Raw genomic sequence first — 21534 nt, 5'->3', positions numbered from 1 at the left:
CGAGACGAGGCGGCTCAGCCAGCGATGTCGCTACGCCGGCTGGTTCGGTTCGGGCTTCGAGGCGTCGTCTTCCGGGTGCGTGGGATGGGTCCCGTTGAGCGCGGTCAGGACGAGTTCCCGGTAGGCACGCCGGAAGCGCTCGGAGAGCGCCTGGTGGGAGATGCCGAGTTCGTCGGCGAGTTCCTCCATCGACGTCTCGCGCGGGATGGTGAAGTAGCCCTGCTCGAACGCCGTGAGCAGCGTTTCGTACTGTTTCTCGGTGAGGCGATCCGTCGTCGACGGAGCCTCACGTAGCTCGGTCAGTCGCTTAAGCGTCGAGTTCGCTTCGCTCTCCTCGAGTCGATCGTAGAGTCGACTCGCGTCGTCGTGGTCGATGAACCGGACGCGGAGGTGCCAGCGACCCTCGTTCGCGGACGCCGACAGGACCGTACCGCGCTCCTCGAGGATGAGCTCGAACACGTCGAGTGCGTCGTCGCCCATGGTCACGTCGTAGAGGAGTTGCCCGTCGGCCTTGTCGGCCGCGATCAACGCCACGTCGTCGACCGTCGGGTCGTCCTCGAGGGCTGCCTCGAGTTCCGAGCGGTCGGCACCCTCGAACCAGAGGCCGCGATCCGCGGCCGCGATGACCTGCTCGACCGAACAGGTCAACTCCGGCAGGGTGTCGAAGGTCTCACCGAGGGCGACCGTCGACGCGTCGATCTCGAAGTCAGCGATTGTCGTCATGGGTACGTATCGGGTACTGCTACGAAAGGGATAACGACCATTCCAAAACATTTAGCTTCGGATTTCCTGACTGTAAGAAATGCAATCATTAGCAAAATGATTGGTGTTGCCGCCAATGGAAAAAACGACGGCACAGTGTGAATGGTGTATCAACTCGACCGACAGCAATCGCCGCTGATCAAAGGCGAGTTGCGCCGTCGACGACAGTCGAGTCCGGCGTTCGGCGGTCATCGTCCCGTCGTCGCCATCGTTGTACGGTGCGCTTTCCGTTCGGTATCGTCACCCTACACGCCCTCACCACGAGTAAATCGAACCACGGGCGCCACAACCGACTGGGCGCTTTATCCGGTCGGCAGTCACGATTCAGGCCGCATGACTAGCACACGACGCACGGCACTCGAGTCGCTCGAGGGCGCGAGCCGCTCGAACCAGGTCGAGGGTTCCGTTAGCGAGCGCGTCTTCGCGGTGAACGAGCACGAGGACGAGTCGGACGTCCCGGCGGCGGGCGTTCGCGTCACCCACCTCGCACCCGACGCGCCGGCTGTCGACGTCGCCGTCGACGGGGAGTCGGTCGTTTCGGGGATCGCTTTCGAACGGACGACGCCGTACTTCGTCGTCGAACCCGGCGCTCACGACGTCACGATTACGGCGACCGGCGACGAGGAGACCGTCCTCTACGACGAATCCATCGCGGTCGAGACGGCGTTCTACACGGTCGCCGTCCTGGACGCTCCGGAGGAGGCGGTTCGGGTCGAGTTGCTGTCCGACGCCGGATCGGCGCTACTCCGACTCGTTCACGCCGCCCCCGACGCACCGACTGTCGACGTGCGCGACGCCGGGAGCGGACGGGCAGTGTTCGACGGCGTAGGCTTCGGCCGGGGGACGAACTACGTCGCCCTCCCGTCGGGATCGTACACCCTCGAGGTGGCGCCCGCGGCGACCGATGACGAAGCGAGCGACACGTCTGCGGGCGATAGCGAACCGATGGATGACGAATCGGAGCCGTCGGACGAATCGGAGACGGCGAACGATGAGGGGACGTCGGGCGAGTCGGAGACGGCGAACGATGAGGGGGCGTCGACCGACGAGGAGACGGCAACCACCGGCGAGGACCGCACCGACCAAAGTCAGGACGCCGTCGCTACCGTTACCGTCGAACTCGAGCCGAACACCGCCTACACGGCGTTCGCTGAGGGGTTCCTCGAGCCCGGTTCCGATACTGACCGGCCCGATCGCGCGTTCGCGGTGCAACTGACCGAGGACGGGCCGGCGGCGCTCGAGGAGCCGGACGCAGAACCAGACCAGGAACCGGAATCGGGAGAACGTGCGCCGGGTGACGACGATTCCGACGGTGGTGACGATTTCGACGAAGCCGGGATGAACGACACCGACGGAGACGAATCCGATGGAACAACCAGTACCGACGGAGACGAATCCAACGGAACCAACAGTACCGACGAATCTGACTCCTGAACCCCCACTCTCGACAGAAGAAGTCAGCCGACGTGACGCCACTCGGTCAGGGAGGCGCACGGAGCGCATCCCTGCCTGTCGGCCATGTCCACCGTCCGGCGCCCACGCCTAGACGTCGACGTATCGCTGTACCCACTTCTGGCGCCGCTCGAGGACGCGCCGTCCCTTGGGGGTGAGCGCGTAGTAGTTCGTCCGCCGGTCGAGCTGTCCCTTCTCGACCAGTTCGCGTTCGACGAGCGTATCGAGGTTCGGATAGAGCCGGCCGTGTGTCACCGGTTGATCGATGTACTCGTTGATGTCGTCGAGAATCTGCTGTCCCGACGGACGGTCCATCCCGGCGATGACGTACAACAAGTCGCGTTGGAAGCCTGTTAGTTGATCCATGGATCACCCTCTGAAAACGAACCTTCACCGATCTGTGGTTTTGTTATAGAGCGGGTACGTCGGTGGAACGGTCGGCGTAGCAACGGCGTAGCGACGGCGTAGCGGCGAGGGCGAAACGACCCGTTCGACCGACTTCGACTCGAGTCGGGGTAGAACCGGACGCTTTTGGCGAAGACGCCCATACTGGCGGGTATGCCGGCTGATCCCCTCTCCTGGGAGACCGTCGAATCCGACGTAGCCTACTCCTGCCCGGGCTTCGACGTCGTTACTCAGACCGTACGACTCCCCGACGGCAGCGAAACCGATTTCGATTACCTCTCCGAACCCGCGAGCGTCTGCATCCTTCCCCTGACCGACGACGGGCAGGTCGTCTGCATCGAGGAGTGGCGCCAGGCCGTCTCCCGGGTCAGCCGCGGGTTACCCGTCGGGACCACCGAACCCGACGACGACGACCTCGAGGCCGCGGCCCGTCGCGAACTCGCCGAGGAAACCGGCTATCGGGCCGAGACGCTCGAGGCGCTGGTCTCTGTCGAGCCTGCGAACGGCCTGGCCGACTCGGTCATCCACTTCTTCGTGGCCCGGGGCTGTGAGCCGGCGAGCGAGCAGCGACTGGATCACGACGAGAGTATACGTGCGTCGCCGACGCCCTACGAGACGTTTCTCGAGTCCGTCCGGGAGGGGACGATCCGCGACGGACGGGCCGTGCTCGCGGTGGCCTACTACGAACTGTTGTCGTAACCGAAACGGTCATTCGATTGACCCCAGGCGGTCCCTGTAGCCGGACCGTGCAGGTGGTCTCTGTAGCCGGACCGTGCAGGCAGTTCCTGCGTCGACGGTCGATCGGTGCACGATCACCGAGCGGACGGCGGAGGCAGGTGGGCTTTTGGCCCACCGCACACAACTGCTTGCTATGCGCATCGTCACCACCCTTCCCTCGGCGACCGAGATCGTCTGTGCCCTCGGTCTCGAACCCGTCGGCGTCTCTCACGAGTGTGACTTTCCACCCGCCGTCCGGGACCGCCCGTCGGTGACGGCCTCGCGGATTGACGCCGACGCCTCGAGCGGCGCCATCGACGAGCAGGTGCTCGAGGCTGTTTCGGGGACCGACGACGGCGTCGGGGACGGCGTCTACGACGTGGCCGTCGATACCCTGGACGCGCTCGATCCGGATCTTGTCGTCACCCAGGGGATGTGCGACGTCTGTGCGGTCGACGAGGTCGTCGTCGAACGCCCCCTCGAGGAAATCACGGCCGACCCCGAGGTACTGACGACGGATCCGCACTCGATCGCGGACGTGCTCGCGGACATCGAACGCGTGGGCGAGGCGACGGGCGTTCCGGAGCGCGCTCGAGACGCGGTCACCGCTCTCGAGGAGCGAATCGACGCCGTCCGGACTCGAACGGTTGATCTCGTGCCAGGCGAGCGCCCGCGGGTCGCCATCTTCGACTGGACCGACCCCGTCATGATCGCGGGCCACTGGACGGCCGAACTCGTCGAGTGGGCAGGCGGCCGGTACGGACTCGCCGACGCGGGCGAGCGCTCGCGGCCGCGAGAGTGGGACGAAATACGCGCCTACGACCCCGAGGTCGTGATCGTCGCCCCCTGCGGCTTCGACCTCGCGCAGACGGCGGCCAACCTCGCGGACCTCACGGACAGAGAGGGGTGGGACGACCTGACCGCCGTCCGGGAGGGGCGCGTCTGGGCGCTCGACGGGAACCAGTACCTCAACCGGCCCGGCCCGCGGCTGGTGGACACGCTCGAGGCGATCGGACCGATCGTCCAGCCCGACCGATTCCCGAATCCGCCGGACGCATCCGTCGCCGTCCCGCTCGAGGTCCTGGATCGAGGGCTCGAGGTCGACGTGTGAGCGCCGGAGGTGACGGAGACGGCGACGGCGACGACGAAAGCGGTCGCGGAGGGCCGGGCGAGAGTTCGCCCAGGGCGGCGACGCTCGTCCTCCCCGATTCGATCGAACGGGCGATCCTCGAGGCCGCTCGAGCGAGCGCTCCGGAGGAGTGCTGTGGCGTTCTCGGCGGCGAGTTTGGCCCCGACGTGAGTCACGCTCGGTCGCACTACCCGGCCCGGAACGTCGCCGACGAGCCACGAACCCGGTATCGAATCGATCCCGAAGAACAGCTTGCTATTTTCGAGCGACTCGAGGCCCGCGACGAGGAGATCGTTGGCTTCTACCACTCTCATCCGCGCGGACCGCCGGGACCCAGCGCGACCGACGCCGAGTGGGCCGCCTGGCCCGGTCGATCCTACGTGATCATCAGTCTCGAGGGCAGTAGTGGCGATGACGACGATGCGCTCGTCAGGTCTTGGCGATGGCGAGACGCCAGTGACGAGGACGGACAGTTCGAGCGCGAGCGACTCGAGTACTCGACCATCTCCTAAGTATATCATATCGAATGCTATTGTGTGTGACTGCCACAAATGGCTCGCACAATACTATTAGTTCTATCGTGCCGCTCGAGTGACAGCGAACGGTCGAGGGATCGATGATCGCGCCTATTTCGCCTGTATTACACTGCATCCTGGTACGTAGCCGAATCTGGAACCAGACGAACGATCGTGGCTCGAGGGTGAGAATCAGCCACGGACGAACGGGACGTTCTCTCACGTTTCCGTTCGAAACGACGTTCTGTGGAGAGATAGAGCGTACGGCGCGTGGTCGCGTCACAGCTCGGCACGTCGACGCTGATCGAGGGCCTGTATTCATCTGAATTCGGAGAGGAGTCGAAAATTAACAGATTAAATATCTATTCTGTAGGGGGGGGGGGGAGGGGATGGAGACCGGCGCGGTCCATCCCTTTCCGGTCACCTCGTGACCGCGACGACCGCAGCCGTCACGGTGAGGGTGAACACGCCTGCGGCGAACAGCAACGACGAGTAGCCGACGAACCCGGCAATCGTCGTGAAGACGACCGGCGCAATGGTCTGTCCGAGGCGGATCACGCTGGTTCTGACGTTCATCACGCCGGCCCGGAACCCTGCGGGGGAGAGTTTGCTCAACTCGGTGTCGAGCAGCGGCATCGCCAGTCCCTCGCCGGCGCCGAAAAAGAGGATGGCGGCCCCCACGTACATCGGTGTGGGTGCGAGTCCGATGCCGACGAGTGCAATGCCGTAACAACAGAAGCCGGTGACGATCAGCGTCCGGGTCGAAAACGACAGCGTCAGCCGTCCGCTCTGGGTCGCGATGGCCGCGTTGGTGATCGACGCGGCGGCCAGGAGCACGCCGATTTCGAACGGACGCAGGGCGAAGGCGTCGCCCAGCAAGAGCGGCAGGGACGTGAGTAGGGCTCCGTACAGCAACACGATCGAACTGAAGACCGCGACGTACAGCACCATGGCTTCCCGGATCGGTAACGCCGAAATCGCTTCCCTGAGGTAGGAGAACCCCGTGGATCGCTGTTCGATCTCTTGAGTCTCGAGTGCGTAGAGAGCGAAGAACCCGACGCCGACGCCGACGAAGTAGACGAGAAACGGCGCGTACCAGGCCAGGATCGCCAGCGCGCCGCCGACCGTCGGATACAGCGTCGCGCCGATAGAGAGCGCGCTCCGGTTGACTCCCATCAGCGTGTTGCGTTGGGTTCCGTCGTAGCGGTCGCCGATTAGCGTAACGGCGAGGCCGATGAGGGCGCTCGAGGTCGCACCCTGAAGAAATCGGAGTACGAGCAACGCGGTGAAGTCGTCGACGAAGGCGATCGAGCCACCGGTCACGCCGAACCCGAGGAGACAGGGGACGATGATCGCGCGGCGGCCGACCCTGTCGGCGAGGGCGCCGAACAGGGGGGCGAGGACGATGCCAGGGAGTGTGAACACCGTGATAATGAGCCCGGCCTGGGCGTCGGTGAGGTCGAATTGCGCCTGCAGAACGGGCAAGACCGGGCTGATCAGCGACACGCCCATGACGCCGACGAGCGTAGTCGCCAGAATCACCTGGAACGTCGGCGACGCCCAGGGGATACTACGGAGTCCCGACTGCTCTCGTGACGACTCGCTCATTGGGGTGTATCTCTCCTTCGGGGGTCACGGTGATAATGTTTCTGACGGGTAGCCGGCGCAACCGGTTATCGGTCGGCTGACTCGGGGTTCGGACGGCGTCGGCGGCAGGGGACGTCTAGCGACATCGGATCCTGGATCTGACACGTACTGTGGTAACAGGTATCTTTATCCCCGGCTCGTCGAGAGTAGGAGCCGAAGGCCAGCCATGAGTTCAAGAGGCATCCCCGCAGAGACAGAGGTACTGATCGTCGGCGCCGGCCCGGATGGGTACGTCGCCGCAATTCGCGCCGGTCAATTCGATCTCGACGTCACGCTCGTCGATAAAGACGCCTATGGCGGGACCTGCCTCAGTTACGGCTGTATCCCCTCGAAGGCGCTGATCGAGGCCAGCGGAACCGCACACGAGGCTGCAAACGCGACCGAGATGGGCATCGACGCCGACCTGACCGTCGACCTCGAGCGAACGCAGGCGTGGAAGCGCGGCGTCGTCGAGCGACTCACCGGCGGCGCCGAGAAGCTCTGTAAGGCCAATCAGGTCTCGCTCGTCGACGGTCTCGCCCGGTTCGAGGACGAGCACCGCGCTCGCGCTCTCGGAACGTCCGGACTCGCTGGTCGTCGTCGGCGGCGGCTACATCGGGATGGAACTGGCGACCGTCTTCGCGAAACTCGGAACGGACGTCCAGGTCGTCGAGATGCTGGACGACGTGCTCCCCGGCTTCGAATCGGATCTTTCGCGCCCGATCAAAAATCGCGCGAAGGAACTGGGTATCTCGTTCGCCTTCGGTGAGGCGGCCAGCGACTGGCACGAGACGGGTGACGGAATCGAGGTTCGAACCGAAACCGAGGACGGGGGCGACTCGACGTACGCCGCGGACAGGGTGCTGGTCGCCGTCGGGCGAACCCCGGTCACCGATACGGTCGACCTCGAGGCAATCGGCCTGGAGACGACCGGCCGGGGGTTCGTCGAGACCGACGATCGCGCTCGAACCGACCTCGAGCACGTCTTCGCCGTCGGGGACGTCGCGGGCGAACCGTTAGCTCGCACACGAGGCGAGCGCCGCGGGACAGGTCGCCGCCGAGGTCATCGCGGGCGAGCCCTCGCAGCTCGACCACCGGGCGATTCCCGCCGTGGTGTTCACCGACCCGGAAATCGGGACGGTCGGGCTGACGGCAGAGGCGGCCGAAGAGAGCGGGTTCGAACCGCGAGTCGGAACGTTCCCCTTCCGGGCCAGCGGCCGGGCGCTGACGACGGGGCGGTTGGACGGGTTCGTCAGACTCGTCGCAGCTGCGGAGACTGGGCGCGTCCTCGGCGGGCAGGTGGTCGGTCCCGAGGCCTCGGAACTGATCGCCGAGATCGGGCTGGCGATCGAGACCGGAACGAGCTTCGAGGAACTCGGCCGAACAATTCACGCCCATCCGACGCTCTCGGAGGCGGTCATGGAGACTGCGGAGAACGGATTAGGGCACGCAATCCACGCGCTTAACCGGTAGTGGTAGTAGTCCACGCAGGTGTTGTTTTCGCGACGAGTCGAAAGATATGAGACTGGGAGCCACCAAAAGCCGTCTATGAGTACGGATTCGTCGTGTTGCAAGGTCGGCGCCGCCCTGGACAGATACGACCTTGACGCTACGTCCACCCAGCACGAGACGTTCGACGACCTCCTCGTCGCTCGCTGGACCGGGACCGACCGCGGGACCGCTCAGGGGTACCGGCCGCTCACCGAGTGGTTCAACAAGCGGATACTGAAACGCGTCTACGACGATCACGGCCTCGAGACCGGGGGATCTCGCCTTGATCGGGAGTACGACGCGCTCACGGGGGACGACGAACTGTACGCGGAGGAGGTACGGGATTCGTTGCGAAGCGACGGGGTGGCCGTCGACGAACTCCAGCAGTCGTTCGTCTCCTGGAGTACGATGCAACGTCACCTCAACGACTGCCTCGAGGCCGAGAAGGAGCGCCAGCGGGCGCGAACCGACTGGGAGCGAAACAGCGTCGAAATCGCTCGGGAACAGCTGGAATCGAAGATCGATGACGCGCTCCGATCGCTGTCCTCGAAGGGGGAGATTCGACAGGGCGAACGCGCGACCGTCTCGGTGTCGATCGAACTCGAGTGTCCAGAGTGTCCGATTCGCGTTCCGCTGACCGAAGCGATCGATCGGGGATATGTCTGCCGAGAACACATGACCGACGATTCCCCGACGGAATAAGACGAACGCCGTGGAATCCGACGACTCGCCGACCGAAACGTCTTTGATACCGGCATTCGCCAACCACCGTTCATTGTGCCACACCATCGCCATTAAATACGAGTAGATAGAAACAGGGACTAATGACATGGACACTGGAGATCGAAAACATCGCGGGAATACGCTCGGGGGAGGCTGATATCAAACCGGGAGTCAACGCAGTCCGCGCGTCGAACTGGCAGGGAAAATCTAGTTTTATCCGGGCGATCAAGACGGCGATGGGTACCGATCAGCCGCTCACTGAGGGCGAATCCCGTGGACGGGTTCAGTTACAGACCGCGGAGGAACCGGTCGACGTGCAACTCCGTCGACAGGGGCGATCGGTCAGCCTCGACGGAACCCCCTACCTGACCGACGCCTACGCCCAGCGGTGTGCGGAACTGTACGCCTTTCTCGACGAGAACAACGCCGTCCGGAGAGCGGTCCGGAACGACGAGAACCTGGAGGCCGTCCTCACGGAACCGCTCGACCTGGAGAACATCGACGAACAGATCGGAGACCTGAAACACGAACGAGAGCAGGTCGAGGCGGAACTGGAGCGGGCGACGAGAGCGGGGAACCGCGTTCCGTCCCTCGAAGAACAGATCGAGGAACTCGAGTCGGAACTCGACGCCCTTCGAGAGGAACGCGACGCCATCGCCGAGGGCGACAGTGGGAACGACGACGTCGACTCGTTACGCCAGGAACTCAGCGAGAGCCGGAGCGAAAAGGCGAAGGTCGACGACCTCATCGACCGGACCGAGAACGCGATCGAGCGCACTCGCGAGAAGCTGAGCGAGCGATACGAACAGCTCGAGTCGATCGAATCGAGCGAGGAGACCGACGTCGAAACCGAGATCGCGGAGGCGAGAGATGGGCTCTCGGAGCTCGAGCGGGATAAGGAATTGCTCGAATCCCTCTACTCGGTCAACAGCCGCATTCTCACGGAAGATCGCGTCGAACTCGTGAGCGACGTCGACCACGGGTTGATGAGCGACGAACACGCTTGCTGGATTTGCGGCCAGGAGACAAACACCGAGGCCATCGAAACGCGGCTCGAAGCGATCCGTGACGAGATTGACTCCCTCGCGTCGACCGTTGCCGAACGACGCGAACGCGTCGAGACGCTGCAGGAAAAACGCGACGAGCAAAAACGGATGCGACGGCGCGAACGGGACCTCCAGCAAGAGATCCAGCGACTCGAGGACACCCTCAACGACCGCGAGGACAGCCTCGAGAGCGCTCGAGAGCGCCGCGAAATCCTGTCAGAGCGCATCGAGGAACTTGAATCCCGCGTCGACGAATCCGACGACCGACTCACGTCGCTCGAGAGCGAGATCAAGTACAAGGAGAGCGAACTCGCGGACCGCCGGGAGGAACTCGAGACGTGTCGAACCGAGGTGGACCGTCGAGACGCGCTCGAGGCGGAACGAAACGAATTGACGGCGGAGATCGAGTCGCTTCGCAACCGCAAGGATCGCATTCGGGCGGAGACGAGGGCGGCGTTCGACGAGTCGATCGCTGAGGTCGCCTCGATGTTCGACACGAGCTTCGAATCGGCGCACCTGACGGGTAACTTCGACCTCGTCGTGGCCCGCGACGGCCGTGAGGTGAGCCTCGACGCGCTCAGCGAGGGCGAACTCGAACTCGTTGGACTCGTCGCCGCGCTCGCCGGGTACGAGGCCTACGATGTCGACGAACTCGTCCCGGTCATGCTGCTCGACGGCCTCGGCGGGCTCGCCGACGAGAACCTTCGAACGCTCGTCGACTACCTCGAGGAGCGGACGTCGTTCCTGGTACTGACCGCCTACCCCGAAAACACGTCGTTCGGCGACTGGGAGATCGATCCCCAGGAGTGGTCCGTCGTTTCGAACCCCCTCACCGCCGCCTGAACGACGGGGCCGGTACTCGTTATTCCTGATCCTCTTTCGTCGGCAGGACGACGCTTCCCTCCGAGAGGACGGACTGGGTGACGATCGACGACTCGTAGCGAACGATGCCGTCGATGTTGTGGAGAATGTCGTGGCTGAACGCCTGGAAGTCCGTGATGTCTCGGAAGCTCGAGTGGATGATGATGTTGTGACGTCCCGAAAGAATCCAGATCTTGTAGACGTTCTCGTGATCTTTGAGCTGCTGGGCGATGCTATCGGTCTTGGTGGGATCCGTCGTAATGCCGAACGCGACCGAGATGTAACCTAGCTTCGTGGGATCGGTCAGCGCCGTAAAGCGCGTGATGACGCCCTCGTCTTCCAGCGCCTCGACGCGTCCGCGGACCTCTGATTCGGAGAGACCGACCTCCGCAGCGAGGGCGTCGTAGGGCATGCGCCCGTTCTCGTGCAACCGTCGCAGGAGTTTTTCGTCGATTTCGTCGAGAGTGGTGGATTCCATACCCCTTCGTACGAATAGTAGGGATATAAACGTCCTGTTATTTTCACATGGACTCGTGACAAACCGTCCAACCCGGTGACGGTTCAGTCGATCGATTCCTCAAAATGGGCGGTCGACGTATGACCCGCGATCGTCGCCTGAATGTGGTGCATCGCGCGCGACGACCCCTTGATTGGCTCCGGGTTCGTGGTTCGGAGTTCGTGGTTTGGGTCGAACACGGGCCACTGCGAGGGTCGCCTCACCGATCGATCCGCAAACTCCTCGCGTGGGCGACCGCTGCCCTGGGTGTGTTAGTCGTCGGTCTCTTTCAGAAGTTGAGCGCCACCTTGATGGCCCCGTCCTTGCGCTCGGTGAACGTCTCGAACGCGTCCTCGAAGTCCTCGAAGTCGAACTCGTGAGTGATCAGCGACGCGACGTCAGTCTGCCCGTTTTCGACCAGCCGGGCGCTGGCCTCGGCCTTGTTCGCGTGGGCGCGGGCGCCGCGGAAGTCGATCTCCTGCTTGACGATATCCCCGACCTGCACCTCCTGATAGTCGGATTTGGGAATGCCGTCGAGGCTCACCGTCCCGCCCTTCCGGGTAATCTCGACGGACTGCTGGAAACTCGCCTCGCTGCCGGCAGCCTCGAGCGTCACGTCGACGCCGGTTCCGCCGGTGAGGTCGCGAACCTGTTTGACCACGTTGTCGTCCCGGTAGGAGATGGTATGGTCCGCCCCGAGTTCCTCCGCGAGCGGGTTTCGCGCCGGACTGCCGATGGCGATGACCTGGCCGGCACCCATCGCGACCGCGTGCTGGAGACAGAGCAGGCCGACGGTGCCCGTCCCGATCACGGCGACGTCATCGCCTGGGTCGACGTTTCCGCGAACCGAACACTGGAGCGCAATCGCGTTCACGTCGAGCAACGCCGCCTCCTGCCAGGAGAGGCTCTCGTCGAAGCGATACAGGCTGTCCGCTGGTACCGAGACGTACTCGGCGAACGCGCCGTCCATCGTGTGCCCGATCTGGCGGTGTCCGGTGTCGAAGTCGCCGTAGTTGTCACACAGATTGTACCGACCGCGACGACACATTTCGCAGAAGCCACACCCTGAGTGTGTTTCACCGAAGACCCGGTCGCCCGGTTCGAACCGGGAGACATTCTCGTGGACGTCGACGATTTCGCCCGACCACTCGTGGCCGGGGATGAACGGGAACTCCGGTGGCCAGCCCTCGGCGTGACCGCCGAAGATTTTGGGATCGGTGCCACAGATGGACGCGGCGTTGACTTTGCAGATGACGTTCTCGACGTCATCGAGTTCCGGGCTACTGATCGTCTCCATCGACCAGTCGCCTGGCCCGTGAAGGACGATAGCCTTCATACTATCAGGTACGGCATCCTCTACTTCTACTGCCATACCCCCTGCTACTGAAGACATGATAATAATTGTTTCGCTGGCAGCGATCGGAAACGTCCATTCCGCTTCCTCGCGTTTTCGAGCCACCGTCCGTACCGGCGATGGCGGTCGAGTCTACAGACATTTATATTACCCCGTAGCATCTAACGTGCTACCATGGGTTACACAGTCCGCATGCCCCAGCTAGGGATGACGATGGAGGAAGGGGTCGTCGTCGAGTGGTCCGTCGACGCCGACGAGGAGTTCGAATCCGGCGACGTCATCGCCGTCATCGAATCCGAAAAGACCGCGAACGACGTCGAAGCCCGCGAGGGCGGCGTCTTGCTCGAGCGATTCGTCGACCTCGAGGAAGCGGTCGAGCCCGGTGCACCGATCGCGTACGTGGGCGATCCAGGGGCGAGCGTGCCCGACGACGTCCTCGTAGAACTCGAGGGCGACGACGGCGGGAGCGACGACGGAGAGGCGGCAGACGGGGAACCAGCTACGACGACGGAGAGCGCGGGCGGCGACGCAGCGCTCGCAGTCGAGGCGAAGGTGTCGCCTCGAGCCAGGTCGTACCTGCGCGACAACGTCGATGTCGACGAGTCGGCGCTGGCCACACTGGACGGAAGCGGCCCGGACGGGGCCGTCGTCGAACGGGACGTGATCGACGCCGTCGAGGCGGGGACGCTCGGCGAAGCGGTTGAACCGGCCGTCCCCGATACACCGACTGCGGCCGGTCGGGGAATCTACGAGGAGCGCCAGGGATCACAGCTCCGTCGATCCGTCGCCAGGCAGATGGCGACTTCGGCCGAACAGGCGCCACAGGTGACGCTCAACCGGTCGGCGTCCGTCGGGTCGCTCCTCGCCCTCAAGGAGGGTCTCTCGGCGGATCGCGATCTGCAGGCCTCGCTCACCGACTTCTTGCTCAAGGCCGTCGCCAGGACGCTCCGGGACCATCCCGAGTTCAACGCCGTGTACGAGGGCGGCGTCCACAAACTCGCGGCCAACGTCAATGTCGGCGTGGCTGTCGACGTGGACGACGGACTGGTGACGCCGGTTCTCGAAAACGTGGACGAACTCGACTTAGTCGGCATCAACGCGGCCCGCAGCGAACTGGTCGACCGCGTCCAGCGTCGGGAGTTTACCATGGAGGACCTGTCGGACGGCACGTTCACGGTCACGAACCTCGGTCACTTCGGCGTCGAGACGTTCGATCCGCTTCTGAACGTCCCCGAGGTCGCCATCCTCGGTGTCGGGACGATCACGCAGCAGCCGACCGCCGACGGCGATGTGGAACCACATCTCGGCCTCTCGCTGACGTTCGATCACCGCGCGGTCGACGGCGCCGACGCGGCGAAGTTCCTCGAGGCCCTGGCGGACGAACTCGAGCACCCGACGCGCCTCCTCTCGCTCGGGGGCGCATCCTCGAGCGAGAGTCCGGACCAAGCCGGCGCGTTCCGGGAGCTTGCGGACGAACTCGAGGGGCGTCGTAGCGCGAGGACGGTCTCGGATGGGGGCATGCGCGCCACCGTCCAGTCGCGACGCTTCGAGTGGGACGTGGACGAACCCGAGGATCACGGCGGCGACGACACGGCGCCAACACCGGTCGAGCAGTTCCTCGGCAGCCTTTCGTCCTGCCTGACGCTCATGATCGGCTCGATCGCGGAGCGACGCGACGTCAAGATCGATCGGGTCGAGGTCGAGGTCGACGCGGAACCGGACCACGACGCCATCGAACGACTCGAGGTCGACATCACCGTCACCTCCCCGGCCGACGAGTCCGACGTCGAGCGCATCGTCCAGACGGCCGAACGAGCGTGTTACGTCAACCGGATCGTCAGCGACGACCTCGAACAGTCGGTGACGATCACCGTCAAGCAGTCCTGAACGTCCGTACTCCGGTCGTCGCGACGTGAACACTTTTGTGATCCCGTGCGAAAGGACAGCATGCATGGCAGACTCTGAGAACTCCATCGCGCACAGCGACCTGTCCGACTCGGCGATCGACGCCGAAGACCTCCGCGAAGCGGGGGACGGTACGAGGATCTACCACGAGTCGGCGACCGGCGAGATGGACAGCCAACACGACGGTCGATCGAAGCACATCCTGATCAACAAGGGGCTCATCCCGGACGCCGGGGACCTCCTCGTCGACGTCGTCACCTACGGGCCCGAGGTCGCCTGTCCGGAACACTACCACGAGGGGACCGACCACTTCTTCTACATCCTTGAGGGCGACGGCGTCCTCGAGGTCGAGGGCGAGGAACACGACATCGAGGCCGGGACGGTCGCCTGGATCGGCGAGGGGGACAGACACCGGTTGTTCGCCCGGAAGGGCCAGCAAATGACGGTCTTCGAGTACTTCTCGAACGGCGACCACGACACCACGTTCTTCGGCGAGGAGTGTACGTGGAAGCCGGAGAGCGCCGACTGAGCGTCCACCTCGACGGTTCGGACTCTATAGATCGAAGTGATCGTCGGTGAGGTCGATCCTGATCGCCTTCGGTTGGGTAAACTCGCGCATCGTCTCGGTGAAGTCCTTCTTGCGGCCGATTCCGCTCCGCTTGTAGCCGCCGAACGGGATGCCGAGGCCGCCGCGGTTGGGGTTGTTGACCGCGACGAGCCCGATCTCGAGCTGGGCCGCTACGCGGTGAGCGCGGCTCACGTCGCCGGTCCAGATCGACCCGGTGAGGCCGTAGTCGACGTCGTTCGCGAGGTCGACCGCTTCCTCCTCGGACGCGAACGGAACGGCGGTGACCACCGGGCCGAAAATCTCCTCCTGGAAGACGTCCATCGACCGGTCGGCGTTTCCGAGGAGCGTCGGCGGCGCCCAGTAGCCGTTCTCGAGGTCGGGGTCCTCGGGGAGATCGGCCTGTGCCAGCACTTCGGCTCCCTCCTCGCGCGCGGACTCGAGCGCGTCCTGCACTTTCTCCTCCTGGGCCGGATTGGCCATCGGCCCGACCTGAGTGTCGTCGTCCCGACCGTCGCCAACGACGAGGTTCGACACCGCGTCGGCCATCGACGCGACGAACTCGTCGTAGACGTCCTCGTGGACGAGTAGGCGTTCGCTCCCCGAACAGGCCTGCCCGCTGTTGTAGAACGCGCTCCGGATCATCCCGCTGACCGTGCGCTCGATGTCGGCGTCTGGGAAGACGAGCGCGGGATTCTTCCCGCCCAGTTCCATCATCGTTGGCGTGATGTTCTCGGCCGTCGCCGAGAGGACCTTCTCGCCGTTGGCGTCGCTTCCGGTGAACGTCACCATGTCCACGTCGGGGTTGCTCGTCAGCTCGACGCCCGGCTCGAGCCCGCCGGTAACGACGTTGAAGACGCCGTCCGGCAGGATGTCCGCGGCCAGTTCCGCGATCCGGATCGACGACAATGGGGTGTCGGGGGCCGGCTTCAGGATGACGGTGTTGCCGGTCGCCAGCGCGACGGAGACGAAGTCCGCCGTGTGCATCGGCGGCCAGTTCCAGGGGATGATGGCGCCGACGACGCCGTAAGGCTCGTACGTGGTCTGGCGCACCTCCTCCGGGGTGTGTGTCATCGTGTCTCCGTAGAACTTGTCGACGCCGCCGGCGTAGTACCGAAACGTCTTCTCGGCGGCGGCTACGTCGTTCCTGGACTGATACAGGGGTTTGCCGTTCTCCGCGGTCTCGAGTTCGATCAACTCGTCGCGGTGAGACGCGATTTCGTCCGCGATTCGATTCAGGAGCGCGGCGCGGTCGGTCGGGTCGCTCCAGCGCCACTCCTTGAATGCGTCGCGGGCGGCGTCGATGGCCGCTCGAGCGTCCGCCGCCGTTCCGTCGGGCGCCGTCGCGAACGACTCGCCCGTAGCCGGGTTCACGACGTCCATTCGGTCTTCGGATTCCGATTCGACGAACTCGCCGTCGACGTACAGTTGCCAGGCTCGGTCGAAGCTCATACCTGGTCGATAGCGCGTGCTATATCATAACGTTTGTTCATCCGGCGGGGAGAGTCGACACCGGCGCCTCGACCAGTTCGACGACGGCGCGATCGCTGACCGATTAAGCCGTCGCTGCTGGCTATCACGTTACTCGCTCGCTTCAGCGCTCGAGAGCGCGCGCACAGCACCGTCGCTCCGGACTTCGAGGCGAACGCCAGCGTAGGTGAACGTCACCGAAACGTCGTTCGCCGGAGTGGTCAGGAGTCGTTCGAGTGCATCCGCGTCGACGAACTCGTAAAGCGGCGGCAGCGCCAGGGGATCGATTCCGGCGTGCTGGGCGGCCGAGGAGACGACGTCGGCCACGAGGGTAGTAGACGATCGGTGGTGATCTCGCTGTTCCATGCTCGAGTTTCACTGTGATACGGAATAGCTTAATCGTTGCCGTCGTCCGAGCCGGTCGCAAACTGCCAGGAGCGAGCTGGAGGGTCGCCCAGGCCGGAGCGCTTCTTCCGCCCAGTCCGTCCTATCACGAAACGATGACATCGTTTAACTGTGTCACTCGAGAAGGGTGTGATAGGCACCCATGGAAGCAGTAGTCTTTCCGGAACCGAACGAAGTCGACGTTCGTGACGTGGACCGGCCCGAACCGGGGCGCGGAGAAGCGCTCGTTCGGGTCGAGTCGACGACGATCTGTGGCAGCGACCTGAAAATCCTCCGCGGCGAGTACCCGGCGACGACGTATCCGCACATCCCCGGTCACGAGTGGGCCGGTGAGGTCGTCGACCTGGGCGAGGGGGTCGCCCGACTCGACGTCGGCGACCGCGTCGCCGCTGAACCGCACGTCGGCTGTGGCGAGTGTCCGCGGTGTATGGAGGGACTCTACAACCTCTGTGAGCACTACGGGGAGACCGACCGCGGTCACGCCCACATCGGCTTCACGACCGACGGCGGTCTGGCCGAGTACGTCGCTGTCGACACGCGGGCGTTGCACGTGATCCCCGAAAACATGGACTACGATCAGGGGGCGTTCTGCGAGACCGCCGGGGTCGCGCTCCACGCCATCGAACGCGCCGGGATCAGCGGCGGCGACGATGTCGTCGTCATCGGTCCCGGCGCGATCGGACTCGCCGCAGTGCAGATCGCGCGCCACCAGGGCGCCGACAACGTGATCCTCACGGGGACCAGGGACGAGCGCCTCGAGCCAGCGAGGGAGATGGGGCCTGACCACCTGATCAATATTCACGAGGTCGACGACGTCGTCGAGCACGTGACCGACCTGCTCGGTGGCGGTCCGGATCTGGTCGTCGAACTCGCCGGCTCGGAGGCCGCGAGCGCCCAGGCGGTCGAGATGGCGCGTCGTGGGGGCTCGGTCGTCCTCGCTGGATCGACGAGTCCGGGCCGAAAACTGAACGTCGACCTGCGCGAAATCGTCGTCGGTCACAAGAACATCTACGGGAGCGTCGCGAACCCGAAGTGGATCTGCCGCGAGGGGTTCGACATGATCGCCCGCGACCAGATCGACGTGGACCCCCTCATCACCCACCGGTTCGCACTCTCGGAGTTCGAGGACGCGATCGAGGCGTTCCGCGAGCGCGAGGGCGGTGCATTCCGCGTCATGCTGTACCCCGGCCGCGATCCGGACGAGGTCGACCGGACGGCGATCCAGCAGGAACTCGCGGGCACGACGAACTGACCGGACAGATCCGTTTTGGACACCAGAAAGCGCCACGGGAGCCCCATCGTGCGTGCCTCACTTTGTGACGGTGCTAAGGTTTAATAGGGGCGATTGCGATTCGAGAGACATGGTCGAATTATACGACCTCAATCAGCCGTGGGGCGCGAACACGTGGCCGTGGCCGTACTTCGACGATCCCGAAGTGCAGGCCGTACACCGCTTTAGCAAGGACGTCAATCACTCGCTAAAGATCAACACCGCGATCCACATCGGCACCCACATCGACGCACCGCTTCACTTCGATCCGGAGGGCTGGGACATCTCTGAGATTCCGATGGACCGACTGTTCGGCACTGGACTCGTACTCGACATCTCCGACAAGGTCGGCGAGTACGACATCATCAAACCCGAACACTGCCAGGAGGCGGCCGAGGAGGCCGGCCTCGAGATCAAGAAGGAAGACATCCTCGTCCTCTACACCGGGTGGAAGGAGTACTTCCAGACCGGCGAGAACCCCAACGAACTGACGTACTTCGCGAAGCACCCTGGCCCGCACAAGGAGTTCACCGACTGGTGGGTCGAGATGGACTTCCCGTGGGTCGGTAACGACACGCCGGCGATCGAGCACCCGCTCAACACCGCGATTCGAGACTACCGCCAGGACCTCGACCTCCCCGGGGAAATGGAGGAGAAACTGGGCGAACCGTTCGAGGAACTGCTGCCCGAAGACGAGTGGACCTACGTCCACAAGAATGCGCTCTCGGAGAACCTGATGATGGTCGAGAACCTCGGTGGCGACATCGACCACCCGGACGTGCTCAACGAGCGCGTAACGATCGGTTCGTTCCCCTGGAAGTGGGACAACGGCGAGGCGGCGTTCTGCCGGACGGTCGTCTTCAAAGATCTCTAGTTCCCGGCTCTCTGAAACACCCTTAGGGCATACAAAATTCGTTTTCCGTCGCCTACTCGGCGACGCCGTCGTCCAGGACGAGACGTTTTGCGACCTCGAGGTCGATCCCTCGCTTCAGCGTCTCCCCGACGACGCACCCCTTCTCGTAGACCTCGAGACAGCGGTTCGCCCGCGACTCCTCGGCCTCGGGAACGCTCAAGGTAATCCGGAGGTCGATCTTCTGGACGCGCTTGACGTCGTCCTCGAGGAACGTGTAGCCCGTGCACTCGGCGTCGATCTCGTACTCGGTCAGCCGAGCCTTGTGGAGCATCTGCTCGAGGGAGTTTACCTGACAGCCCATCGCGGCCGTCAACAGGTAGCCGAGCGCGCTCGGGGCTTCCCCTCGACCCCCTTTCTTGAACGAGTGCGAGAGGTGTTCGGGTTCGTCGATGTACAGCGCATGGTTCTGGACGCGGACGTAGTTCGTTCGATCGTTCGAGGCGACCATCGTCGCGGTCGGTCCGTCGTCGAGGTCGTCGTCCGAATCCGCGATCGCGTCGTCTTCGGGGCCGTCCCAGGGATACCGGTGGTACTCGGAGTTCGCCATATTCGTGTCTACTTCGCTACCACGTTATAGGTTTGCATGGTCCTCGCCTCGAGGGGGGACGATCGACCAGATGCTCGATCCTGGGCGGACCTCGAGGAACGGCCGACTCTCGATCACTCGGACGACCACGACGGCTCGGCATCCCACTCCGGCGCGGGACCGAACGCTCGAGCGTCGGTCGACTTCGTGTATCCCACGTCGTCGGGCGTGAATATGAGCTCTAACTGCAGTCCCCACGGGGCTCTGAAGTAGACGAAGACCTGCCCTTCCTCGGGGCCCTCCTCGTTGTACCGCGGTTCGCCCTGCAGTTCGACGCCGTCGATACCCTCGAGGTAGGCGACGGCCGCGTCGACGTCCTCGACGAAGAACGCGAGGTGGGCCGCGCCTGCATCGCTGTTTTTCGGGTGCTCGTCGGTCTGGGTCGGGTCGTCGTACTCGAGCAGTTCGACGTTCGTCGTAGGGCCACACCGGAGTCGCGCGAGTCGCATCGTGGATTCAGGGTGAACGCCGAGGTTTCGGTGCATCCAGTCCTGAACCGAGTCGTCGACCGGGGGCGTCGCTTGGTAGATGGTCTCGCAGCCGAGGGCGTCCTCGAAGAACGCGATCGCTTCCTCGAGGTCGGGGACGGTAATTCCGACGTGATCGACGTTCCTGGCGGTCGGGATGCCGCCGCTGGTACTGCTACTACCGTTATCACTACCGTTGTCACTTCCGCAGTCACTGTTCGCCATAGCGGTGCGTCACGCCGGATCCTCAAAGCGTTTTCCGACCACCTGATCGTCGAATCGCTCGAACGCTCACGCCGTCGTCACGAGCACCGCGCCGAGGACGATCGTGGCGGCGCCGACGACGATGCCGACGGTCACGCGCTCGACGTCCCGGAGCAGGAAGTACGCGAACACGGTCGTGAACAGCGGCGCCGTCCCGTACAGGGGATCGACGATCGACACCGAGCCGCGGTCGAGCGCCTCGAACAGCGCCATGAACGCCGCCGCGGTGAAGAGGCCGCTAACCGCGTAGTAGCCCGCCGACCGGCGCGGCAGGTCCACGATGTCCCGTCCCTGGGTCGCCATCGCGTACGCCGCGAGTGCGACGAATCCCGCCGTCTCGTTGAGCGCGACGGCCTCGAGCGCCGTGACGGGGGACTCCGTCAGTCCGTACCGACGGATGACGTTCGAGACACCGAACGCAGCGGCACCCACCAGCGGAAAGACGACGTGCCAAGAGGTCCAGCCCTCGAGGTCGCCGCCGCGTGCGGTCGTGAGAATCGTGAGGCCAACGACGATGACGACGATGCCGACGGCCTGTTGGAGGGAGACGGCTTCGCCGAGGAACGCGACCGCGACGATCGTCGCGAACAGCGGGCGCGTGCTCAACACGGCGTTGTTGATGCTGGCTCCGAGGTGATCGATTCCGAAGAACAACGAAAGCCGCCCCAGTGCCGTACCGACGAAGCCGGCGACGACGAACAGGCCGACGATGCGGAGGGAAACGCCGTCGAACGGCGTCCGTGATCCCGAGAGCGCGGCGATAGCGATCCAGTAGACGGAGCTGTCGACGATGACGACGATGATCGACGCCTGGAGCGGGGTGCCGCCGCCGAGCATCCCCCGCTTGTCGAGAATCGGCGTGAATCCCCACAGCAACGCGGTCAGCAGGGCGAGGGCGTAGACGTCGATCATGGCCCCGTGACTGGCCTCTCGAGCGAGGTGGCCATCGCTCTATCACACATCGATACCTTCGACGGACGCATCATTGCTACCTCCTACCGATCCAACGTAGAAAATAGTTTAGGTCTTTTTGGTCACGTCTCGACCGTGCTTTCGCTCAGGGCTTCAGCGAGCGCGAACACTCGTACCGACACGTTCCGGCCGATGAACGG

General features: G+C 64.2%; 20 protein-coding genes and 1 pseudogene. 11 read left to right on the top strand and 10 right to left on the bottom strand.

Translation table 11 applies throughout. The annotated features are described in order from the left end of the window. Positions 1-30: 30 nt before the first annotated feature. The gene (locus tag ACFQO4_RS10510; protein ID WP_312910290.1) at positions 31-723 is read right to left on the bottom strand and encodes a helix-turn-helix domain-containing protein; all 693 of its coding nucleotides are present in this window, start codon (positions 721-723) and stop codon (positions 31-33) included. 372 nt (positions 724-1095) lie between these two features. Between ACFQO4_RS10510 and ACFQO4_RS10505 the strand changes: the two genes are divergently transcribed. Continuing rightward, positions 1096-2196 carry a DUF4397 domain-containing protein gene (locus ACFQO4_RS10505; RefSeq protein ID WP_500260868.1) on the top strand — a complete coding sequence of 367 codons (1101 nt, stop codon included), beginning with the start codon at positions 1096-1098 and terminating at the stop codon, positions 2194-2196. 108 nt (positions 2197-2304) lie between these two features. Here ACFQO4_RS10505 and ACFQO4_RS10500 read toward each other — a convergent pair whose 3' ends face one another. Next, positions 2305-2580 (bottom strand): PadR family transcriptional regulator, encoded by a 276-nt coding sequence (locus ACFQO4_RS10500; RefSeq protein ID WP_253430794.1) that lies wholly within the window; start codon positions 2578-2580, stop codon positions 2305-2307. A gap of 192 nt (positions 2581-2772) precedes the next feature. Between ACFQO4_RS10500 and ACFQO4_RS10495 the strand changes: the two genes are divergently transcribed. From ACFQO4_RS10495 to ACFQO4_RS10485, 3 genes are all read left to right on the top strand, one after another. After that, entirely contained in the window at positions 2773-3318 is a 546-nt protein-coding gene (locus tag ACFQO4_RS10495; protein WP_500260867.1) for an NUDIX hydrolase, read from the top strand. Positions 3319-3490: 172 nt separating this feature from the next. After that, positions 3491-4447, top strand: a complete 957-nt coding sequence (locus ACFQO4_RS10490) for a cobalamin-binding protein (RefSeq protein ID WP_500260866.1) — start codon at positions 3491-3493, stop codon at positions 4445-4447. Continuing rightward, on the top strand, positions 4444-4977 hold the full coding sequence (locus tag ACFQO4_RS10485) for a desampylase (protein ID WP_500260865.1): 534 nt from the start codon (positions 4444-4446) through the stop codon (positions 4975-4977). Before ACFQO4_RS10490 ends, ACFQO4_RS10485 begins: the two co-directional genes overlap by 4 nt. A gap of 423 nt (positions 4978-5400) precedes the next feature. Here the strand turns inward: ACFQO4_RS10485 and ACFQO4_RS10480 are convergent, their stop codons facing one another. Next, positions 5401-6588: an MFS transporter gene (locus ACFQO4_RS10480; RefSeq protein ID WP_500260864.1), complete on the bottom strand. Its 1188-nt coding sequence runs from the start codon at positions 6586-6588 to the stop codon at positions 5401-5403. A 205-nt stretch (positions 6589-6793) separates the two neighbouring features. Between ACFQO4_RS10480 and ACFQO4_RS10475 the strand changes: the two are divergent. The 3 genes and pseudogenes from ACFQO4_RS10475 to ACFQO4_RS10465 all read left to right on the top strand — a co-directional run bounded on the left by ACFQO4_RS10475 (position 6794) and on the right by ACFQO4_RS10465 (position 10709). Next, positions 6794-8079, top strand: a pseudogene (locus tag ACFQO4_RS10475) (dihydrolipoyl dehydrogenase family protein). Between the two features lie 75 nt (positions 8080-8154). Further along, the gene (gene rdfA / locus ACFQO4_RS10470) at positions 8155-8799 is read left to right on the top strand and encodes a rod-determining factor RdfA (protein WP_500260863.1); all 645 of its coding nucleotides are present in this window, start codon (positions 8155-8157) and stop codon (positions 8797-8799) included. A 122-nt stretch (positions 8800-8921) separates the two neighbouring features. Further along, positions 8922-10709, top strand: coding sequence for an archaea-specific SMC-related protein (locus tag ACFQO4_RS10465; RefSeq protein ID WP_500260862.1), 1788 nt, complete (start codon positions 8922-8924; stop codon positions 10707-10709). A 19-nt stretch (positions 10710-10728) separates the two neighbouring features. On the opposite strand, the gene ACFQO4_RS10460 is transcribed toward ACFQO4_RS10465, so the two are convergent. Both ACFQO4_RS10460 and ACFQO4_RS10455 read right to left on the bottom strand, forming a co-directional pair. Then, a complete protein-coding gene (locus ACFQO4_RS10460) occupies positions 10729-11205 on the bottom strand; it encodes an Lrp/AsnC family transcriptional regulator (RefSeq protein ID WP_500260861.1) in 477 nt (158 codons plus the stop codon). A 307-nt stretch (positions 11206-11512) separates the two neighbouring features. Then, entirely contained in the window at positions 11513-12595 is a 1083-nt protein-coding gene (locus ACFQO4_RS10455) for a zinc-dependent alcohol dehydrogenase (protein ID WP_500260860.1), read from the bottom strand. A gap of 156 nt (positions 12596-12751) precedes the next feature. Here ACFQO4_RS10455 and ACFQO4_RS10450 point away from each other — a divergent pair, with 156 nt between their 5' ends. Together ACFQO4_RS10450 and ACFQO4_RS10445 are read left to right on the top strand one after the other, a co-directional pair. Further along, a complete protein-coding gene (locus ACFQO4_RS10450) occupies positions 12752-14464 on the top strand; it encodes a 2-oxo acid dehydrogenase subunit E2 (RefSeq protein ID WP_500260859.1) in 1713 nt (570 codons plus the stop codon). A 64-nt stretch (positions 14465-14528) separates the two neighbouring features. Continuing rightward, on the top strand, positions 14529-15011 hold the full coding sequence (locus ACFQO4_RS10445; protein WP_500260858.1) for a cupin domain-containing protein: 483 nt from the start codon (positions 14529-14531) through the stop codon (positions 15009-15011). Between the two features lie 24 nt (positions 15012-15035). Here the strand turns inward: ACFQO4_RS10445 and ACFQO4_RS10440 are convergent, their stop codons facing one another. Then, the gene (locus ACFQO4_RS10440; protein WP_500260857.1) at positions 15036-16499 is read right to left on the bottom strand and encodes an aldehyde dehydrogenase family protein; all 1464 of its coding nucleotides are present in this window, start codon (positions 16497-16499) and stop codon (positions 15036-15038) included. 129 nt (positions 16500-16628) lie between these two features. Continuing rightward, the gene (locus tag ACFQO4_RS10435; protein ID WP_500260856.1) at positions 16629-16883 is read right to left on the bottom strand and encodes a HalOD1 output domain-containing protein; all 255 of its coding nucleotides are present in this window, start codon (positions 16881-16883) and stop codon (positions 16629-16631) included. A 181-nt stretch (positions 16884-17064) separates the two neighbouring features. Here ACFQO4_RS10435 and ACFQO4_RS10430 point away from each other — a divergent pair, with 181 nt between their 5' ends. Further along, the gene (locus ACFQO4_RS10430; RefSeq protein ID WP_500260855.1) at positions 17065-18174 is read left to right on the top strand and encodes a zinc-dependent alcohol dehydrogenase; all 1110 of its coding nucleotides are present in this window, start codon (positions 17065-17067) and stop codon (positions 18172-18174) included. A gap of 109 nt (positions 18175-18283) precedes the next feature. Beyond that, on the top strand, positions 18284-19066 hold the full coding sequence (locus ACFQO4_RS10425) for a cyclase family protein (protein WP_500260854.1): 783 nt from the start codon (positions 18284-18286) through the stop codon (positions 19064-19066). 52 nt (positions 19067-19118) lie between these two features. On the opposite strand, the gene ACFQO4_RS10420 is transcribed toward ACFQO4_RS10425, so the two are convergent. The 3 genes from ACFQO4_RS10420 to ACFQO4_RS10410 form a co-directional block, all read right to left on the bottom strand. Beyond that, positions 19119-19652 carry an OsmC family protein gene (locus ACFQO4_RS10420; protein ID WP_500260853.1) on the bottom strand — a complete coding sequence of 178 codons (534 nt, stop codon included), beginning with the start codon at positions 19650-19652 and terminating at the stop codon, positions 19119-19121. Positions 19653-19765: 113 nt separating this feature from the next. After that, the gene (locus ACFQO4_RS10415) at positions 19766-20383 is read right to left on the bottom strand and encodes a VOC family protein (protein WP_500260852.1); all 618 of its coding nucleotides are present in this window, start codon (positions 20381-20383) and stop codon (positions 19766-19768) included. Positions 20384-20449: 66 nt separating this feature from the next. Then, positions 20450-21334, bottom strand: coding sequence for a DMT family transporter (locus ACFQO4_RS10410; protein WP_500260851.1), 885 nt, complete (start codon positions 21332-21334; stop codon positions 20450-20452). Between the last annotated feature and the right edge of the window lie 200 nt (positions 21335-21534).

The organism is Saliphagus sp. GCM10025334, assembly GCF_042663485.1.
Lineage (GTDB): Archaea > Halobacteriota > Halobacteria > Halobacteriales > Natrialbaceae > Natronosalvus.
Note: the sequence above shows the minus strand (reverse complement) of the source record. Positions and strands in the feature narration are given on the sequence as shown.

Coding starts and splice junctions, on each gene's coding strand:
- ACFQO4_RS10510 (WP_312910290.1), bottom strand. CDS start 723: ATGACGACAATCGCTGACTTCGAGATCGACGCGTCGACGGTCGCCCTC.
- ACFQO4_RS10430 (WP_500260855.1), top strand. CDS start 17,065: ATGGAAGCAGTAGTCTTTCCGGAACCGAACGAAGTCGACGTTCGTGAC.
- ACFQO4_RS10450 (WP_500260859.1), top strand. CDS start 12,752: ATGGGTTACACAGTCCGCATGCCCCAGCTAGGGATGACGATGGAGGAA.
- ACFQO4_RS10435 (WP_500260856.1), bottom strand. CDS start 16,883: ATGGAACAGCGAGATCACCACCGATCGTCTACTACCCTCGTGGCCGAC.
- ACFQO4_RS10410 (WP_500260851.1), bottom strand. CDS start 21,334: ATGATCGACGTCTACGCCCTCGCCCTGCTGACCGCGTTGCTGTGGGGA.
- rdfA (WP_500260863.1), top strand. CDS start 8,155: ATGAGTACGGATTCGTCGTGTTGCAAGGTCGGCGCCGCCCTGGACAGA.
- ACFQO4_RS10415 (WP_500260852.1), bottom strand. CDS start 20,383: ATGGCGAACAGTGACTGCGGAAGTGACAACGGTAGTGATAACGGTAGT.
- ACFQO4_RS10500 (WP_253430794.1), bottom strand. CDS start 2,580: ATGGATCAACTAACAGGCTTCCAACGCGACTTGTTGTACGTCATCGCC.
- ACFQO4_RS10465 (WP_500260862.1), top strand. CDS start 8,922: ATGACATGGACACTGGAGATCGAAAACATCGCGGGAATACGCTCGGGG.
- ACFQO4_RS10490 (WP_500260866.1), top strand. CDS start 3,491: ATGCGCATCGTCACCACCCTTCCCTCGGCGACCGAGATCGTCTGTGCC.
- ACFQO4_RS10420 (WP_500260853.1), bottom strand. CDS start 19,652: ATGGCGAACTCCGAGTACCACCGGTATCCCTGGGACGGCCCCGAAGAC.
- ACFQO4_RS10505 (WP_500260868.1), top strand. CDS start 1,096: ATGACTAGCACACGACGCACGGCACTCGAGTCGCTCGAGGGCGCGAGC.
- ACFQO4_RS10480 (WP_500260864.1), bottom strand. CDS start 6,588: ATGAGCGAGTCGTCACGAGAGCAGTCGGGACTCCGTAGTATCCCCTGG.
- ACFQO4_RS10460 (WP_500260861.1), bottom strand. CDS start 11,205: ATGGAATCCACCACTCTCGACGAAATCGACGAAAAACTCCTGCGACGG.
- ACFQO4_RS10455 (WP_500260860.1), bottom strand. CDS start 12,595: ATGGCAGTAGAAGTAGAGGATGCCGTACCTGATAGTATGAAGGCTATC.
- ACFQO4_RS10425 (WP_500260854.1), top strand. CDS start 18,284: ATGGTCGAATTATACGACCTCAATCAGCCGTGGGGCGCGAACACGTGG.
- ACFQO4_RS10495 (WP_500260867.1), top strand. CDS start 2,773: ATGCCGGCTGATCCCCTCTCCTGGGAGACCGTCGAATCCGACGTAGCC.
- ACFQO4_RS10445 (WP_500260858.1), top strand. CDS start 14,529: ATGGCAGACTCTGAGAACTCCATCGCGCACAGCGACCTGTCCGACTCG.
- ACFQO4_RS10440 (WP_500260857.1), bottom strand. CDS start 16,499: ATGAGCTTCGACCGAGCCTGGCAACTGTACGTCGACGGCGAGTTCGTC.